Raw genomic sequence first — 16,445 nt, 5'->3', positions numbered from 1 at the left:
GGCCGGCCACTGGAAGGGACTCACGTGTTCAAGACGGTACTGATGATCGAAAAGGCTCTCTCCGACGCGGACGTGGAACTCGTCACCACGCTCCACAGCGACGAGAAGGTCTCCTTCGTCGTCCTGATGCAGCCGCGCGGCAAGCAGGACGAGCTGCTGCGGGCGCTGGACGACGTGGCGCTCGGCCACCTCGACAAGGTGGTGCACGAGCACGACGAGTCCGAGTCCGGGCCGACCGTGGCCTCCGAGTCGCTCGAACACAGCCTGCGCCACCTGCGCGCCGCCGGGGCCGAGGCGGTCGGCGAGCTGGTCGAGGAGAAGCCCCTGGACCGGCTGCGGGCGGCGGTCGAGGAGCACCGCGCGGACGAGGTGGTGGTGCTCACCTCACCGCACTTCGTGGAGGAGTTCTTCCACCGCGACTGGGCCTCCCAGGCCCGGCACAAGGTGGGGGTCCCGGTGCTGCGGCTGTTCGCCAGCGACTCCTAGGGATCCCGACCGGTGGTGCAGAATCGTCCTTGCGGTCCGCCCGCGAGGACGATTCCCCATCCCGTCCGCCCGACCATTCCGCCCCCGCCCTACGGAGCCCCGCCTTGAACGACGCCGCGCACGACCTGCACGCCCCGCACTTCATCGGCATCGGCGGCGCCGGGATGTCCGGCCTGGCGAAGATCCTCGCGGTGCGCGGCGCCAGCGTCTCCGGCAGCGACTCCAAGGAGTCCGAGACCGTCCTCGCGCTGCGCGCCCTCGGCGCGACCGTGCACGTCGGCCACGCCGCCGAGCACGTGCCGGACGGCACCAGCAGCGTGGTGGTCTCCAGCGCGATCCGCGCCGACAACCCGGAGCTGGCCGCCGCCCACGAGCGCGGCATCCCGGTGGTGCACCGCTCCGACGCGCTGGCCGCCCTGATGGGCGGCCGCCGGGCGCTGGCGGTGGCCGGCACCCACGGCAAGACCACCACCACCAGCATGCTCGCCGTCGCCCTCGGCGAGCTGGGCCTGGACCCGTCCTACGCGATCGGCGGCGACCTCGACACGCCCGGCTCCAACGCCCACCACGGCGCCGGCGAGATCTTCGTCGCCGAGGCCGACGAGAGCGACCGCAGCTTCCACAAGTACGCGCCCGAGGTGGCGATCGTGCTCAACGTGGAGCTGGACCACCACGCCAACTACGCGTCGATCGAGGAGATCTACGAGTCCTTCGAGACCTTCGTCGGCCGGATCACCCCCGGCGGCACCCTGGTGGTCTCCGCCGACCACGACGGCGCCCGCGAGCTGACCGCCCGGGTGGCCGGCCGCGAGGGCCTCACCGTGGTGACCGTCGGCGCCGCCGAGGACGCCGACGTCCGGGTCCGCTCGGTGGTCGCCCGTGGCATGACCAGCGAGGTCACCGTCGAGCTGGACGGCGCCGAGCTGTCCTTCACCGTCTCGGTGCCCGGCCGGCACTACGCGCACAACGCGGTCGCCGCGCTGGCCGCCGGCGTCGCGCTGGGCGTCCCGGCCGCCGACCTGGCCAAGGCCCTGGGCGCCTACACCGGCGTGCGGCGCCGCCTCCAGCTCAAGGGCGAGGCCGGCGGCGTCCAGGTGATCGACTCCTACGCCCACCACCCCACCGAGATGACCGCCGACCTGGAGGCGATCCGAGAGGGCCTGGAGGGCGAGGGCCGGGTGCTGGTGGTCTTCCAGCCGCACCTGTTCAGCCGCACCCAGCAGCTCTCCGAGGAGATGGGCCAGGCCCTGGCGCTGGCCGACGCCTCGGTGGTGCTGGACATCTACCCGGCCCGCGAGGACCCGATCCCCGGCGTGACCAGCGAGCTGATCATCGACGCCGCCCACCGGGCCGGCGCCGACGTCACCGCCGAGCACTCCTTCGCCGCCGCCCCCGCCGTGCTGGCCGGCCTGGCCCGCCCCGGCGACCTGCTGCTCACCATGGGCGCCGGCGACGTCACCAACCTGGGCCCCGCCATCCTGGAGGAGATCCGGGGAAGCGTGCAGCACCTCTCGAACGTTGCCTCCAACGTCTGACGTACCCCGACCGGGAGCCGTGATGAGCTACGAGATCGAGAAGACCGAGGCCGAGTGGCGGGACGAGCTGAGCCCCGAGGAGTACCACGTGCTCCGCGAGGCCGGCACCGAGCGCCCGTTCACCGGTGAGTACACCGACACCAAGACCGTCGGCGTCTACGGCTGCCGGGCCTGCGGCGCGGAGCTGTTCAGCTCCGAGACCAAGTTCGACAGCCACTGCGGCTGGCCGTCGTACTACGCGCCGCTGGCCGGGGACCGGGTCCAGTACATCGAGGACACCACGCTCGGCATGCGCCGGGTCGAGGTGCGCTGCGCCCGCTGCGGCGGGCACCTGGGCCACGTCTTCGAGGGCGAGGGCTACGGCACGCCGACCGACCAGCGGTACTGCATCAACAGCGTCTCGCTGACGCTGAAGCCGGCCGAGTAGCGCCGGCCGGTCGCGCCGCGAGGGCCCGGGTTTCCGTACGGACGGACACCCGGGCCCTCGTACGTCCCGGGGCGCCGGGGCTCAGGCCGTCGGGGCGAAGCGGACCGGGAGGTGGACCAGGGCCCGGTGGAACGGGCCGGGGCGCCAGAGCAGGTCCTCGGCCGGAGTGGCCAGTTCCAGGTCGCTGAGCCGGCTGGTCAGCTGCTCGATCGCGGTGATCGCGATCAGCAGCGCCGGGTCCCGGGCCGGGCAGCCGTGCGGGCCCGCCGCCCAGGCCAGGTGGGCGCTCTCGCCGCTGCGCAGTTCGGTGCCGTCGGTGGGCGGCGCGGCCTGCGAGTTGGCGGCCGCGTAGGAGACCAGCACCAGGGTGCCGGCCGGGATCTCCCGGCCGTGGAAGGTGATGTCGTAGCGCGGGTAGTGGGCGGAGAGGTTGGCCAGCGGCGGCTCGTGCCAGAGCACCTCGTCGATCGCCTGGTAGGCGGTCATCGCGCCGCCGATGAGGGAGCCGGCGTAGCGGGCGTCGGTGAGCAGGCGCAGCAGGGCGTTGCCGATCAGGTTGGTGGTCGGCTCGTGCCCGGCGATCATGGTGAGGGTGATCTGCCGGATCACCTCGTCGTCCTCCAGCCCGGCCGGGTGGGTGACGAACCAGGAGGTGAGGTCGTGCCGGGGCCGCGCGCGCCGCTCGGCGACCATGGCGGTGACCACCGCGACGAGGTCCCCGTACGCGACGACGGCCTTCTCGGTGGACTCGATCATCCCGGCGATCCCGGCGACCAGCCGGGCGCGGTGCTCCTCGGGCACGCCGAACCAGGTGGTGAGGACGAAGGCCGGCAGCTGGCGGGCGTACTGGGCGATCAGGTCGGCGGTGCCGGCCGCCTCGAAGCGGTCGACGAGCTGGTGGGCGACCTCGGCGACCCGGCGCTGGAGCCGGTGCGGTTCGAGCAGGGCGAGGCCGTCGGTGATCACCGCTCGGTAGCGCGCGTGCACCTCGCCGTCGCTGAACAGGGCGGTCGGGCGGTAGCCGAGCACCGGCAGCAGCGGGTTGTCGGGGGCGACGGTGCGCTGCCAGGCGCGGGAGTCCTTGGAGAAGGTGTCGGTGTCGCGCAGCAGGTCCAGGGCGGCCTGGTAGTCGGTGACCAGCAGGGCCTCGACGCCGGGCGCGATCTCCACCGGGGCGACCGCGCCGTAGCGGCGCAGCCGGTCGTAGACCAGCTGCGGGTCGGCGGCGAAGACCGGGCCGTAGATCGGGGTCGGGCGGGTGTCGGTGGTCACGGGCGCTCCTCGGCGGCGGAGGCGGCAGGGGTGGCGGGCAGGCCGTCGAGGACGTGCTCGGCCAGCGCGATCAGCGCGTCCAGGCTGGCACCGCGCTCGCGGGCGTCGCAGAGCAGCAGCGGGGTGGCGGGGTGCAGGTCCAGGTGGGCGCGCAGCACCTCGATCGAGTGGACCGGCGCGTCCGGGAAGCAGTTGACGGCGACGGCGTAGGGCAGGCCCTGCTCCTCGACCATGTCCATGATCTCGAAGGAGTCGGCGAGCCGGCGGGTGTCGGCGAGCACCAGCGCGCCGAGGGCACCGCGGGCGATGTCCTGCCAGAGCGGGAAGAAGCGGCGCTGGCCGGGGGTGCCGAACATGTAGAGCACGAGGTTGCCGGGCAGGGTCAGCCGGCCGAAGTCGACGGCGACCGTGGTGGTGGCCTTCTCGGGCAGGCCCGCCAGGTCGTCGACCGGCCGTCCGGTCTCGGTCATCGCCTCCTCGGTGTGCAGGGTGGCGATCTCGGAGAGGGTGCGGATGAGCGTCGTCTTGCCGACCCCGAACGGGCCGGCCACCACCAGCTTCATCAGCGTCTGGTCCCGGTCGGGCAGGTAGCCCACCCGGCTCGGCCGGTCGGCCGGGCTACCGGAGCGCACGGAGTCCAACGAGGAGCCTCTCGACGATGGAGCGGTCGGTCTGCTGGGCGCGCGGGATCGGCGCGCGGGCGCGCAGGCAGCCCGCCTCGACCAGGTCGGCCGCGAGGAAGACGGTGGCGCTGACCGGCAGGCGCAGGTGCGCGGCGGCCTCCACCACGGTCAGCGCGCCGGGGCGCAGCAGTTCCCAGAGCCGCTGGTGTTCGGGTTCCAGGTCGCGGGGCGGTTCGACGCGGTCCGCGAACAGCACGGTGAGCCGGTCGAAGCCGGCGGTGCCGGGGCGGCTGCGGCCGCCGGTGGCCAGGTAGGCGGGCACCATCCGCCTGCGGGGTACGGCGGTCATGATCGGACGGTGGTGTCCTGCTGCCGGGTCGGACTCGCGAGGGCACGGCCCAGGGCGGCTACCTGTACCTGCATCTGGTAGGCCACGTTGCCGAGTTGGGCCTCCGGGGAGGTGAACACGGCGAGCGAGGTGTTCTCCCCGGCCGGGACGACGACGGCGTAGCCGAGGTCGGACTCGACCACGGTCTGGGCCAGCCGGGGCCGTTCGGTGTCGGTGAAGGCGCTGGTGAACGCGCGGGCGGCGGCGTGCACGGTGGCGGTCATCGCGGCGACCCGCTCGGCGGAGGCGCGGTCGAGCCCGTCCGAGGCTCCCTCGACGAGGCCGTCACCGGTGGCGATGACCGCGTGCAGCACCCCCGGCAGTTCCAGCAGCGGGGTCAGCACCCACGAGATCTCGTCGGTGGTGGTCGGGCTGGGCGTGCTGGTCACTGCTCGGCTCCTTCGGGGGTCGGGGCGGTCGGGCGGACGGTGGTGCGGGCACCGGTGTCGCGGGCGGCCGCGGTCGGGCCGGTCCCAGCGGTCGTGCTGGTCGTGCTGGGCTCGGCGGTCGCGCTGGTCCCGCGGGCGGCCTGCGCCACGGCGGCGCGGCCGGAGTCGGTGCCCTCCTGGAGCGCCTGCCAGTGGGCGGCGGCGCGCTCGGGCGTCCGCTCGGGGGCCCGGGCGGGCGGCTCGGCCGGTGCGGCGGACGGCCGGGCGGCGGGCCCGGGTGCGCCGGGGCCGTCGGCGGTGGCCGGTCGGCGGCGTCGCCGGCTGGGCAGGCCGGTGCCGTCGTCGACCGGGTCGGCGGGGCCGGCCGGCGCGTCGGGCACCGCGTGGATGGCGGGCGCGGGGTGCGGGCCCGGCTGGTTGTGCCGGTCGGCGAGCGGGGGCGGCCCGTCGCCCTCGTCGGCGTCGCGCATCGGCGGGACGGCCTGGACGGTGGGCGCGGGGGCCGGGCCCGCGCCGGCCCGCAGCGGCAGCGGGGTGAGCACCGACAGCGGCTGCTCGTCGTCGACGACGGTCACCAGCGCGGCCGGGATGCGCAGGATGGTGCGCATCCCGCCGTACGGCGAGGGCTCGATGTGGCAGGAGAAGCCGTACTGGCGGGCCAGTTTGCCGATCACCGCGAAGCCGGTCTTGGGCGGGTTGCCGAGTTCGGTGAGCAGGACGTCGGGCGGGCCGGCCAGCAGTCGGCGGGCCCGGCGCAGCTGGTCGTCGTCCATGCCGATGCCGCTGTCGTCGATGATCACCAGCGCGCCGCGGCCGCCCTGCTGGACGGTGACCGGGATGTCGGTCTCCGGGTGCGAGTAGGCGGAGGCGTTGGCGAGGAGTTCGGCGACGGTGATGGCCAGCGGCTCGGCGGCCCGGGCGACCACGGCGAGCCGCTGCTCGCGCAGGTGGTTGGCGACCTTGATCCGGGCGTAGCCGGGCACCCGGGAGAGCGCGCCGACCACCACTTCGGCGAGCGGCGAGTCGGTGCGGGCCAGGCCGGGCCAGGCTTCGCAGAGCACGGCGACGGTCTGGATCCGGCGCAGCGCGACCTCGTTGCGGAAGTCGACCTCCAGCAGCCGGGGGTCGTCGTTGTCGTGCTGGAGCTGCTGGACCAGGCTCTGGATCTGGTAGAGCAGGGTCTGGATCCGGGAGGTGGCGCCGCGCATGGCGGCGCGGGCGGCGGCGTCGACGCGTTCGCGCTCGTCGGTGAGGGCGGCGGAGGCGGCGTCCAGGACGGACTGCAGCGCCCGGACGGTCTCGGGGCCGACGGCCTTCCCGTCCAGCGGGCCGACCAGCGGGGCGTTGGCGTGGCTGAGCCGGACGGCGGTGGCGGCCACCCGTTCCTGGGCGAGGTGGCCGATCTCGGCGAGCACGGCGGCGGTGTGCTCCTCGGCGGCGGTGAGCCGCTGCTCGGCCTCCTCGGCCCGGGTGTTCGCGGCGGCGGCCCGCTGGTCGGTCTCCCGGATGGCGTCCTCGGCGGCACGGGCCCGGTTCTCGGCCTCCCGGGTGCGCTCCTCGGCGGCCCGGTAGCGGCTCTCGGCGTGGTGGGTCTCCTCGGTGGCGCGCCGGGCGGCCTCCTGTGCCTCGCGCAGTTGCTGCTCGGCGCGGGCCAGCCGGCCTTCGGCGGCGCGGGCGCGTTCCTCGCCGTGGCCGCGGGCGGTCTCGGCGGCGACCGCCCGGGTGAGGGCCCGGGCCCGGCCGCGGGCGAGCACGCCCGCCGTGGCGGCGGCGACCAGCGCCAGGACGATCAGCGCAATCTGCGCGATCTGCGTCATCGAAGTCCTCGGGAGTCCTCTGGGGGTCCGGCTGGTCGGCTGCTGCCGGTACCGGGGCCGGCGGTGGTCCGGCCCGGGCGCGGCGGGCGGTCCCGGGCGGTCAGTCCCGGGCGGCGGCGGCGCGCGGGCGCGGGCTGCGGGCGGCGTCCTCGGCCAGTTCGCGGGCCACCTGGGCGACCTGGCCCATGGCCTCCAGGACGTTCGGCACCTCGGTGCCGTCCAGGTGCCGGTACTCGGCGGCGACGGTGAGCACCAGCCGCTCGGGCAGGCCGAGTTCGGGGTGGCGCTGCTCGGCTATCACCCGCCGGGCGGCGTCGAGCGCGGGGATCCCGGCGGCGTGCAGGGCGTGCGCGCGCTCCCGGACGTACGTCAGGTAGGCGATGTGGTGGCGGACGCCGTCGCGGTCGAGCACGGGGCCGTGGCCGGGGACGAAGATCTCGGCGCCGGTGGCCAGGATCCGCTCGCAGGCGGTGATCACGTTCTCCAGCGGGCCGGCCCAGTGCACCGGGTGGTCGCCGGGGTACTCGGGGGTCGAGCCGAAGATCACGTCGCCGGTGAAGACGGCGCGCTGGTACGGGAGGTGGACGATCAGGTCGCCGCCGGTGTGGGCGGCGGGCAGGCCGGTCACCTGCACCGGGTACTCCCCCACCCGCAGTTCCAGCTCGCCGGTGAAGACGGTGTCCGGGTGCACGGGGTCGGTGGCGGACCAGTCGAACCGTCCGAAGTGCTCCCGGAGGTAGCCGCCGAGCGGGGAGTCCGGGTCGCCGCCGACGACGAGGGCGTGCTGCTGCTGCGGGGTGGGCTCGTAGTGGATGTGCTCCAGCGCCTCGCGGGTGGAGATCACCTCGGCGTCCGGGACGACTCCGGCGCCCCACAGGTGGTCGCCGTTGGCGTGGGTGACGATCACCCGGTCGACCTCGACCCCGGCCGGCAGCAGGCGGCGGCTGGCGGCGAGGAACTCCCCGGCCAGGGCGGGGTCGTAGGGGGTGTCGATCCAGAGCGCGGTCTTCGCCGAGGCCAGCAGCCCGCAGTTGGCCAGGCCCCAGCCCCGCTTCGGGGGGAGCCACACGTACAGGTCCTCGGCAATCGCGCTCACGTTCGCACGGTTGATCGTCATGTGCGCGATTATGCCCAAAGTGTGTCAGGAGCGGGGCAAAACCTGTACGGCCGCGAGGAGTTACTGCCCCAGACTCTCCCGAGCTGTCCGGTTTCGCCCCTCCTGGTCGAGACCAATCGTCTCAACCGTCGGGACGACCCGTGGACACCTCGCCCCGGAATCCCGACGGGACGTCGGACCGGGGCGCGGGCAGGGTGCGGCAGACCTCGACCGTGACGTCGACGGTGTCCAGGCCTATCACCCGCCCCTCCACCGCGACGAATCCTTTCTCCCCCGAGCGGAAGAGCGCCGCCAGCGGGGAGTTGCGGCTCGCCGAGGTCAACGCCTCCACCGCCATCGCGGAGCCGAAGGCGAACACCCCGCAGAGCACGACGCAGGGCGCCTGCCGGGGCGTGCGGGTCACGAAGATGAAGCCGTGGTCCCGGATCAGCTCCCCGGCCGGGTTGTACAGCGCCTCGAAGGTCATTCCGCCCCACCGGGCGCGGGCCTCGTCCGGGTACTCGATGGCGAAATCCGGGAACACCGCGTCCAGTACCCCGCCGGAATAGGAGTTGACGCTCGGGCCCCCGATCGAGAACGTCGGCATCCGCGGATCCTGCGCTCCGGCCACCACCAGCTCGATCGTCGCCTTCCGGTTGACCTTCCGCAGCAGGTCGGTGAGCCCCGCTATCGCCCTGGCCTCGGCCATCGGCATGAACAGCACGTTCTTCGGCCCGCGGCTGGTCAGCTGGCAGCCGTCCGTGGTGAAGGCGAACTCCGCGACCTCGATGCTCGGCGTGATGATCTGCACCCGGCTGTACGGCGCCAGTAGCGCCCGCAGGAAGCCGTAGCGCAGGAACAGTCTGGTCCGGGCGAGGGAGCGGGCCGCGAGGAAGCCGATCACGGCCGGAACCGATGCGATGAACACCTGGAGCAGGATCTCCATATCATCCCCACGGAGAAAGACTCGACCACGAACTGTGTGCCCTGGTTAAGTCCCCTCCGTGGCCGGAAATACCCCCCTCGCGGCAATTCCGACCGTCAGGATCGCCGCACCCGGTGTCACTTCAGGCGCTTGATCCCCTTGCGTTCCCCCGCGCACCGCTCGTACCCCAGCCACGCGTTGATCGCGAGCATCGGCGCATTGGTCTCGTCGTTGGAGGTGTACGCGCGCCGGTAGCCCGCCGCGGCCGCCAGGCGCAGCGACTCCAGCTTGGCCAGCTTGCTCAGCCCGCGCCCGCGGAACTCCCGGCGGCAGGCGGTGAACGCGGACCAGTAGCGGTCCACCCCGTCGGTCTGCGCCATGCTGAACGCGGCCGGTTCGCCGTCCACCACGGCGACGACGGTCAGCGCCCGGTCCAGGTCCGGCCGGGCCCAGTCGCCCCGCAGCCAGTCCTCGTAGTCCAGGGCGTCCATCAGCACCTCGCCGGGCTCGTCCTGGATGGCGTCCGCCTCGACCAGGAACAGCGGGCGCGGGTCGGCCGCCCACTCCTCGGCCGGGCGCAGCTCGACGCCGGCCGGCCGTACGGGCGCCGGCGGGAGCGGCAGCGCCAAGTCCCGTCCGCCGAACTGCGCCGCGCGCCCGAGCTCGTAGCCCCGGGCGGCGGCGAAGGCCAGCGAGGCGGGCTCGTCGTCCACCCAGCTGTGCAGCTCGCTCACCCCGTGCCCGGCCAGGTGCCGTTCGGCCGCGGCCAGCAGCGCGGTGGCCGCGCCGCGCCGCCGGAACTGCGGCAGCACGCTGCCGTTGGCGTACCCGACGCCGGTGGTCGTCGTCCCGAGCAGCACCGCGCAGCGCACCGCGCCGGCCACCCGGCCGTCCAGCTCGGCGACGAAGGTGCGGAAGTGCTCGCCCGGGCTCTGCCGGCCGTTCAGCCAGAGCAGGGCCTCGGAGGTCATCACCAGGTGCTCGCGCCCGGCCCGGTGGGCGGCGGCCACGGCCTCGGCGTCGTCGGGGCGGAAGTCACGGATCGTCAAAGAAGTCATGGGTTCCCACGCTAGCCCCGCGGCCCGTCCGGCGCCTTCGAATTTCCCCTCGCCGGTGCGCCTCACCTGCGGCGACGGCCCCGGCTCGGGACCAAAGTCCCTCACCCCCGCAACGGCAAGCTCAAATAATGCTCTGAGAAGACCGGGCGGGGCTTGGCAGTCGCCCCACCCGGGGACATCCTCAGCAACACGGCCGCGCGGTCCTGGCGACGAAGCCCGCACCACCCGGCGGCCTCCCCACCCGGCCCTCCGAAAGGGGGCGCACCGATGACCTCCCCTGCCCTGGACCTGCCCGGCTCCGCCACCCCGGCGCGGGACGGCGCGCCCCGCCTCGGCGTCGGCCTCGGCTGGCGCAGCGAGATCGACACCGTCGTCGAACGCCAACCCGGCCTGGACTGGGTCGAGGTGGTCGCCGAGAACATCTGCGCCGACCACCTGCCCGAGTCCCTGACGGTCCTGCGCGCCCGCGGCGTCACCGTCGTCCCGCACGGCGTGGCGCTCGGCCTCGGCGGCGCCGACCTGCCCGACCCCGCCCGACTCGCCGAGCTCGCCGGGGCGGCGCTCGCCCTCGACTCCCCCCTGGTCACCGAACACCTGGCGTTCGTCCGGGCCGGCGGCCTGGAGGCCGGCCACCTGCTGCCCGTCCCCCGCACCCGGGACTCGCTGCGGGTGATCGCCGAGAACGTCCGGATCGCCCAGGACCAGCTCCCGGTGCCGCTCGCCCTGGAGAACATCGCCGCCCAGCTGGCCTGGCCCGACGACGAGCTGACCGAGGGGCAGTTCCTCGCCGAGCTGGTCGAGCGGACCGGCGTCCGGCTGCTGATCGACGTCGCCAACCTGCACACCAACCGGGTCAACCTCGGCATCGACCCGGCCGCCGAACTGGACCGCCTGCCGCTGGAGGCGCTCGCCTACGTCCACGTCGCCGGCGGCACCCTGGTCGACGGCGTCTGGCACGACACCCACGCCCACCCCGTCACCGAACCGGTGCTGGAGGTCCTGGCCGAACTCTGCGCACGGGTCGCACCACCCGGCGTCCTGCTGGAACGGGACGCCGACTTCCCGCCGCCCAGCGAGCTGGCCGGCGAACTGGACGCCATCCGCCGGGTGCTGGAGGGGAGCACCCCGCGGACGGCCCCACCCGCCCCCCGCGCCGAGCCCCGGGAGACCGCGGCGGGCGCGTGCCCGAGCGGCACCCGCGCCCGGCTGGCGCGGCGCCAGGCGGACCTGCTCGCCGCCCTGGTGGCCGGCGGGCCCGTCCCGCCCGGCTTCGACCCGGACCAGGTCCGCGCCCAGTCCACCGGCCTGGCCACCAAACGGCGGGACACCGTCGCCAAGGTGGCCCCCGAACTGCCCCGCCTGCTCGGCCGGCCGTACGGGCCGCTGTTCCTCGACTACGCCCGCCGGCACCCGCAGACCGGCGGCTACCGCGCCGACGCCCGGGCCTTCGCCGCCTGGGCGCTCGCCGACGGCGGCCCGCTCGCCGCCGAGCACCGCCGGTCCCTGGAGCAGTGGCTCCACCCGGCCGCCGAGCCGCCGCCCGGCGCGTTCGCCCGTCTGCGCCGAGCCCTGCGGCGCTGAGCACCCGTCTTCACCGCACACCTTCGGGGGGAACCCGCCCATGTGGCACAACACCTACTTCGTTATCCCCGCCGTCCTGCTGGTGGCGGCCTCGCTGTACGCGTCCCGGACCAAGCAGCGGGTCGGCCACGTCCCGCGCGTCCAGGGCCTGCCGGGCCGCGGCCTGCCGCTGATGGACACCGCCTTCCTGTCCGGCGGCCCCGGCCGGGTCTTCGACACCGCCCTGATCCGGATGCACCTCTCCGAGCGGGCCGTGATCAGCCGCGCCGGCCTGGTCACCCTCACCGGGCACAAGCCGTACGACGCCGTCGACCAGGCCGTCCTGGACGCCGTCGGCCCGGGCCGCAGCCGTGAACTCGCCCCGCTGCGCCGGGCCGTGATGCGCTCCGCCGCCGTGCAGGAGATCGGCGACCGGCTCGCCGACCGCGGCCTGATGCGCCACCCCGAGCGGCTGCGGCGGGCCCGCACCGCCCGGCGGCTGCTCTGGCTCGCGCTGCTCGGCGTCGCCGTCTCGACCGTCCTCGCCTACGTGCTGGACGACGGCGGCGCCGGCTCCGACCGCCCCGCGCCGTGGGTCCCCGTGGTGCTCCTGGTCTTCGGCGTGATCAGCCTGCTCGTCACCTGGCCGGCCAAGGGCCGGATCACCCCGGCCGGGCGGCGCCAGCTCTCCCTGATGAAGGTCGGCACGCCGTGGACGCCGAGCACCGGCCTGTCGCCGAAGATGACCGGCGGCGCGCTGCTGGGCGCCCTCGCGCTCGGCGGGCTGGCCGCCGCCGGGCTGGAGGACGACGAGCTGCAGTCCGCGATGCTGGCCGCAGCCGCCCAGGACGAGGCGATGAAGTCGGCCGCCGCGAGCTCCTACGCCTCCTCCTCGACGGGCTCCTCCAGCAGCTTTCCCCCCAGCTCGTGCAGCTCGTCCGGGTCCTCCTGCGGGGGCTCCACGGCCTGGTGCGGCTCCTCCCACTCCGGCTCCTCCGGCTGCGGGGGAAGCAGCAGCAGCTGCGGATCCTCGTCCTCCGGCTGCGGCTCCGGCTCCAGCAGTTGCGGCTCCTCCTCGTCGAGCTGCGGGTCCTCCTCCTCCAGTTGCGGGTCGTCCTCGTCGAGCTGCGGTGGCGGCGGCGGCTGCGGCTCCTGACGTCACAGTTCGGTATCGCGGTCCGGGAAGCCGTTCCCCGCGCCGTCAGCCCAGGCATACAACAAGCCCATGTGGTTGCTGTTCCTGATACCGGCGTGCGTCGCGGCGGTCCTCTCGTGTCTCCGGCTCGTCCGGACGACCGCCACCGCCGACGCCCTGGCCGAGGCGGACGGCCTGCGCCCGCCCGAGGCCGTCGGGATCGGGCTGTACGAGACGGCCTACCTGGCGGGCGGCCCGGACCGGGTGGTCGAACTCGCCCTCGTCCTGATGGCCGGCCGGGGCCGGCTGCACCTGGCCCACACCGGCTGGACCACGGTGGTCGACCCCCGGGGCCGCAGCCGCCTGGAGCGCGCGGTCATCGTGACCGTCGGCCCCGACGGCCAGTGCCGCACCGACGGGCTGCGCCGGTCGATGGCCGAGCACCCGACCGTCCTGGAGATCGGCGCCCGGCTCTCGCTGGCCGGCCTGGCCACCCCGGCCCTGGTCCAGCGCAGCACCGTCCTGGTGGTCCGGCAGGTGCGGCACGCACTGCTGCTGACGCTCCTCCTGCTGGCCGCCGCGCTGACCCTCACCGGCTTCACCGGCGGTGACACCGTCGCCCCGCTCGCCTGGTTCTCGCTGCCGCTGGTGCTCACCTCGGGCACCCTGCTGATGGCCCGGGTCGACGTCTACCCCTACACCCGCTGGGCGTCCCCGGTCGGCCAGGAGGTGCTGCGCGAGGTCCGCCCGGCCCGCCAGCACGGCCTCGCCGACGACGAGGAGCGCGAACTGCTCACCGCCGTCGCCATGAACGGCCCCGCCGTCCTCCCCGACCCCCGCCTGCGCGCCGCCCTCCGCCCCCACCGGACGTGACACGCGAAACGGGGCCCGCCGAAGCGGACCCCGTTCACCGATACCGCGGAACTCAGGCCAGGCCGTTGAGCAGTTCGCTGAGCGGCTTGCGGCGGCCGGTGAAGAACGGCACCTCCTCGCGGACGTGCAGCCGGGCCCGGGAGGGGCGCAGGTCGCGCATCAGGTCGACGATGCGGTGCAGCTCGTCCGCCTCGAAGGCGAGCAGCCACTCGTAGTCGCCGAGCGCGAACGAGGCCACCGTGTTGGCCCGCACGTCCGGGTAGCCGCGGGCCATCTGGCCGTGCTCGGCGAGCATCGCGCGCCGCTCGGCGTCCGGCAGCAGGTACCACTCGTAGGAGCGGACGAACGGGTACACGCAGACGTAGTCGCGCGCGCGCTCGTCGGCGAGGAACGCCGGGATGTGCGACTTGTTGAACTCGGCGGGGCGGTGCAGCGCCATGTTGGACCAGACCGGCTCCAGCTGGCGGCCCAGGCCGGTGCGGCGGAAGCGGTTGTACGCCTCCTGAAGGTCGTCCGAGTCCTCGGCGTGCCACCAGACCATGAGGTCGGCGTCCGCGCGCAGACCGGACACGTCGTACGTGCCGCGCACCGTCACGTCCTTCGCGGCCAGCTGGGCGAACAGCTCGTCGACCTCGGCGGCCAGCGCCGTGCGGTCCTCGGGCAGCGTGCCCTTGAGCTTGAACACCGACCACATGGTGTAGCGGATGACCTGGTTCAGGTCGCGCGCCTTCTTCTTCTCGGGCTGCTGCTCCGGCTGCCGCTCAACGGTCTCAGTCATGCGCCCATTGTCCTCTCCGTGGAACCTTCCCCGGTTGCCGGGGTCAACAGTTTGTCGAGGGCCGCCACCGCGGCGGCCGCCGAGCCGATGCAGGCCGGAATGCCGACCCCGTCGTACGCGGCGCCGCACAGCGCCAGTCCCCCCACCCCGGCGGCCGCCGCCCGGACCCGGGCCACCCGGTCCAGGTGGCCCACCGGGTACTGCGGCAGGCCCGCCCGGAAGCGCGAGACGGCGGTGTCGTACGGCCGGGCGGTCAGGCCGATCGCCTCCCCGAGGTCCGCCAGCGACCGGGCCACCAGCTCCTCGTCCGGCAGCTCCAGCGCCTCCTCCTCGCGGTAGCGGCCCAGCGAGGTGCGCAGCAGGAACGCGTCCGGGGCGGAACGCTCCAGCCAGCCCCACTTGTTGGAGGAGAAGGTCGACGCCTTGATCCGCCGCCCGTCCACCGGCGGCACCAGGAACCCGCTGCCGGCCGGCAGCTCCGCCAGGTCGGCCCGGCGGAACGCCAGGGTCACCAGCGCCATGCCCGCGTACTCGACGGCGTCCAGCTCGGCGGCGGCCGCCGGCGCGTCCGCGCGCAGCAGCCGGGCCGCGGCCGGCGCCGGGACGGCCAGCACCACGGCGTCCGCGTGCAGCACCTCGCCGTCGCCGGTCACCACCCGCCAGCCCCCGGGGGTGCGGCGCAGCCCGTCCACCGACGTACCGGTGCGCAGGTCCACGCCCGCCTTCCGGCAGGCGGCGGCGACGGCCTCCGGCAGGGTGCCGAGCCCGCCGCGCAGGCCCTGGAACACCGGGGTGCCGACCACCTTCGGCCGCGAGGCCAGCTCGTGCACCCCGTCGACCAGGGAGCCGCCGCCCCGCGCGATCGCCAGCAGCTGCGGCACGGCGGCGCGCAGCGAGATCTCGTCGGCCCGCCCGGCGTAGACGCCGCCCAGCAGCGGCTCGACCAGCCGGTCCACCACCTCCTGGCCCAGCCGGTCGGCGACGTAGCGGCCGATCGCCACGTCGTCCCCGACCTCGGTGGCGCCCTCGTGCCGGGCCCGCTCCAGCCCCTCGGCGGTGAGCACCCCGGAGGCCGCCAGCGCGTCCAGATCGCCCGGGACGCCCATCACCTGCCCGCCCGGCAGCGGGCGCAGCGCGCCCCGCGTCCAGATCGAGGCCTTCGCGGTGGTCGGCGGCTCCAGTTCCTCGCCCAGCCCGACCGCCCGCGCCAGCTCCACCGCCTCCGGCCGCCGCGCGAGCATCGACTCGGCCCCCAGGTCCACCCGGACCCCGCCGACCTCGCCGCCCCGCAGCTTCCCGCCGACCCGCTCCGACGCCTCCAGCAGCGTCACCCGCGCCCGCACCGGCCCCCCGGCGGCCCCGCTCAGAAAAGCGGCCGCAGCCAGCCCCGCGATCCCACCACCGACGACGACGACCTGTGCATCCGACATGCCTCGCAGTCTCGCAGGTCTTTACACCGGGCCCTCAATCCGCCAGCGCGTTCAGATCGATCATGATCGGAAACGGCACCGGGCGCTCCAACGCCTCCCGGAAGATCCCGGCGGGCACGTACGCAGAGGTCGCCTGGTCCAGCTCGTAGACGTGTACAGCCGGCCGACCGCCCTCCTCCTCCTCGACGATCCAGTAGTGCGGGATCCCTGCCTCGGCATACTTGCGGACCTTGACGAAACGGTCACGGTCTACGGACTCGGGCGAGACGACCTCGATGACGAGCAAGACTTCATCGGGAGTGAACTGCGTGCGCTTTCTCTCGAAATTGGCCTTGACGACGAGAACGTCCGGCTCAGGACGGTTCCGCCTGTCGAGCTTGATCGACATCTCCCGCCCGACCCTGGCCCCTTCCGGGACCTGGGGAATCAGCGCCATCTTCAGGTTGTCCACAACTTCACCGTGCCACCAGCGCTGCGGAGACATCATGAAGACCAGTGCTCCATCGATCAGTTCGGTGTGCCGCGGCGCCTGCGGCAGGTGGTCGAGGTCATCGGCAAACCAGCCCTCGTCTCTGGGCGCGTACATCCAGTCCGGCAGCTCGCTCATGCTCCCAAGATAGCGAGTTCCGAGGCCCTTCGAGCCGCTGCCTAGG

General features: G+C 74.3%; 17 protein-coding genes. 6 read left to right on the top strand and 11 right to left on the bottom strand.

What is annotated here, in order from left to right; genetic code table 11:
• Positions 1 to 24 precede the first annotated feature (24 nt).
• The 3 genes from ACFVTF_RS23735 to msrB all read left to right on the top strand — a co-directional run bounded on the left by ACFVTF_RS23735 (position 25) and on the right by msrB (position 2,448).
• The gene (locus ACFVTF_RS23735) at positions 25 to 486 is read left to right on the top strand and encodes an indole-3-glycerol phosphate synthase (RefSeq protein WP_350885822.1); all 462 of its coding nucleotides are present in this window, start codon (positions 25 to 27) and stop codon (positions 484 to 486) included.
• 104 nt (positions 487 to 590) lie between these two features.
• On the top strand, positions 591 to 2,021 hold the full coding sequence (gene murC, locus ACFVTF_RS23730; protein WP_387816296.1) for a UDP-N-acetylmuramate--L-alanine ligase: 1,431 nt from the start codon (positions 591 to 593) through the stop codon (positions 2,019 to 2,021).
• A gap of 22 nt (positions 2,022 to 2,043) precedes the next feature.
• Entirely contained in the window at positions 2,044 to 2,448 is a 405-nt protein-coding gene (gene msrB, locus ACFVTF_RS23725; protein ID WP_063349491.1) for a peptide-methionine (R)-S-oxide reductase MsrB, read from the top strand.
• Positions 2,449 to 2,529: 81 nt separating this feature from the next.
• On the opposite strand, the gene ACFVTF_RS23720 is transcribed toward msrB, so the two are convergent.
• The 8 genes from ACFVTF_RS23720 to ACFVTF_RS23685 all read right to left on the bottom strand — a co-directional run bounded on the left by ACFVTF_RS23720 (position 2,530) and on the right by ACFVTF_RS23685 (position 10,016).
• A complete protein-coding gene (locus tag ACFVTF_RS23720) occupies positions 2,530 to 3,720 on the bottom strand; it encodes a cytochrome P450 (RefSeq protein WP_387816293.1) in 1,191 nt (396 codons plus the stop codon).
• A complete protein-coding gene (locus ACFVTF_RS23715) occupies positions 3,717 to 4,283 on the bottom strand; it encodes an ATP/GTP-binding protein (protein WP_387816328.1) in 567 nt (188 codons plus the stop codon). Before ACFVTF_RS23715 ends, ACFVTF_RS23720 begins: the two co-directional genes overlap by 4 nt.
• Before the next feature lie 55 nt (positions 4,284 to 4,338).
• Positions 4,339 to 4,692: a DUF742 domain-containing protein gene (locus ACFVTF_RS23710; RefSeq protein WP_387816291.1), complete on the bottom strand. Its 354-nt coding sequence runs from the start codon at positions 4,690 to 4,692 to the stop codon at positions 4,339 to 4,341.
• Positions 4,689 to 5,120, bottom strand: a complete 432-nt coding sequence (locus ACFVTF_RS23705) for a roadblock/LC7 domain-containing protein (RefSeq protein ID WP_063349487.1) — start codon at positions 5,118 to 5,120, stop codon at positions 4,689 to 4,691. The genes ACFVTF_RS23710 and ACFVTF_RS23705 overlap by 4 nt, the downstream gene beginning before the upstream one ends.
• On the bottom strand, positions 5,117 to 6,937 hold the full coding sequence (locus tag ACFVTF_RS23700) for an ATP-binding protein (RefSeq protein WP_387816289.1): 1,821 nt from the start codon (positions 6,935 to 6,937) through the stop codon (positions 5,117 to 5,119). Before ACFVTF_RS23700 ends, ACFVTF_RS23705 begins: the two co-directional genes overlap by 4 nt.
• A 100-nt stretch (positions 6,938 to 7,037) precedes the next feature.
• Complete coding sequence (locus ACFVTF_RS23695) at positions 7,038 to 8,054, bottom strand: MBL fold metallo-hydrolase (protein WP_387816287.1); 1,017 nt, start codon at positions 8,052 to 8,054, stop codon at positions 7,038 to 7,040.
• 121 nt (positions 8,055 to 8,175) lie between these two features.
• Positions 8,176 to 8,979, bottom strand: coding sequence for a hypothetical protein (locus tag ACFVTF_RS23690; protein WP_387816285.1), 804 nt, complete (start codon positions 8,977 to 8,979; stop codon positions 8,176 to 8,178).
• A gap of 116 nt (positions 8,980 to 9,095) precedes the next feature.
• Positions 9,096 to 10,016 (bottom strand): GNAT family N-acetyltransferase, encoded by a 921-nt coding sequence (locus tag ACFVTF_RS23685; protein ID WP_387816283.1) that lies wholly within the window; start codon positions 10,014 to 10,016, stop codon positions 9,096 to 9,098.
• A gap of 267 nt (positions 10,017 to 10,283) precedes the next feature.
• On the opposite strand from ACFVTF_RS23685, the gene ACFVTF_RS23680 reads away from it, so the two are divergent.
• The 3 genes from ACFVTF_RS23680 to ACFVTF_RS23670 all read left to right on the top strand — a co-directional run bounded on the left by ACFVTF_RS23680 (position 10,284) and on the right by ACFVTF_RS23670 (position 13,584).
• Positions 10,284 to 11,597: a DUF692 domain-containing protein gene (locus ACFVTF_RS23680; RefSeq protein WP_387816281.1), complete on the top strand. Its 1,314-nt coding sequence runs from the start codon at positions 10,284 to 10,286 to the stop codon at positions 11,595 to 11,597.
• A gap of 40 nt (positions 11,598 to 11,637) precedes the next feature.
• The gene (locus ACFVTF_RS23675) at positions 11,638 to 12,732 is read left to right on the top strand and encodes a TIGR04222 domain-containing membrane protein (RefSeq protein WP_387816279.1); all 1,095 of its coding nucleotides are present in this window, start codon (positions 11,638 to 11,640) and stop codon (positions 12,730 to 12,732) included.
• 69 nt (positions 12,733 to 12,801) lie between these two features.
• Positions 12,802 to 13,584: a TIGR04222 domain-containing membrane protein gene (locus ACFVTF_RS23670; RefSeq protein WP_387816277.1), complete on the top strand. Its 783-nt coding sequence runs from the start codon at positions 12,802 to 12,804 to the stop codon at positions 13,582 to 13,584.
• A 52-nt stretch (positions 13,585 to 13,636) separates the two neighbouring features.
• On the opposite strand, the gene hemQ is transcribed toward ACFVTF_RS23670, so the two are convergent.
• The 3 genes from hemQ to ACFVTF_RS23655 are packed head-to-tail and all read right to left on the bottom strand — an operon-like array spanning position 13,637 to position 16,399.
• Positions 13,637 to 14,362: a hydrogen peroxide-dependent heme synthase gene (gene hemQ / locus ACFVTF_RS23665; protein ID WP_371519226.1), complete on the bottom strand. Its 726-nt coding sequence runs from the start codon at positions 14,360 to 14,362 to the stop codon at positions 13,637 to 13,639.
• Positions 14,359 to 15,792, bottom strand: a complete 1,434-nt coding sequence (gene hemG, locus ACFVTF_RS23660; RefSeq protein ID WP_387816275.1) for a protoporphyrinogen oxidase — start codon at positions 15,790 to 15,792, stop codon at positions 14,359 to 14,361. Before hemG ends, hemQ begins: the two co-directional genes overlap by 4 nt.
• A gap of 34 nt (positions 15,793 to 15,826) precedes the next feature.
• Complete coding sequence (locus tag ACFVTF_RS23655) at positions 15,827 to 16,399, bottom strand: Uma2 family endonuclease (RefSeq protein WP_387816273.1); 573 nt, start codon at positions 16,397 to 16,399, stop codon at positions 15,827 to 15,829.
• Between the last annotated feature and the right edge of the window lie 46 nt (positions 16,400 to 16,445).

Source organism: Kitasatospora sp. NPDC057940, assembly GCF_042887425.1.
Lineage (GTDB): Bacteria > Actinomycetota > Actinomycetes > Streptomycetales > Streptomycetaceae > Kitasatospora.
Note: the sequence above shows the minus strand (reverse complement) of the source record. Positions and strands in the feature narration are given on the sequence as shown.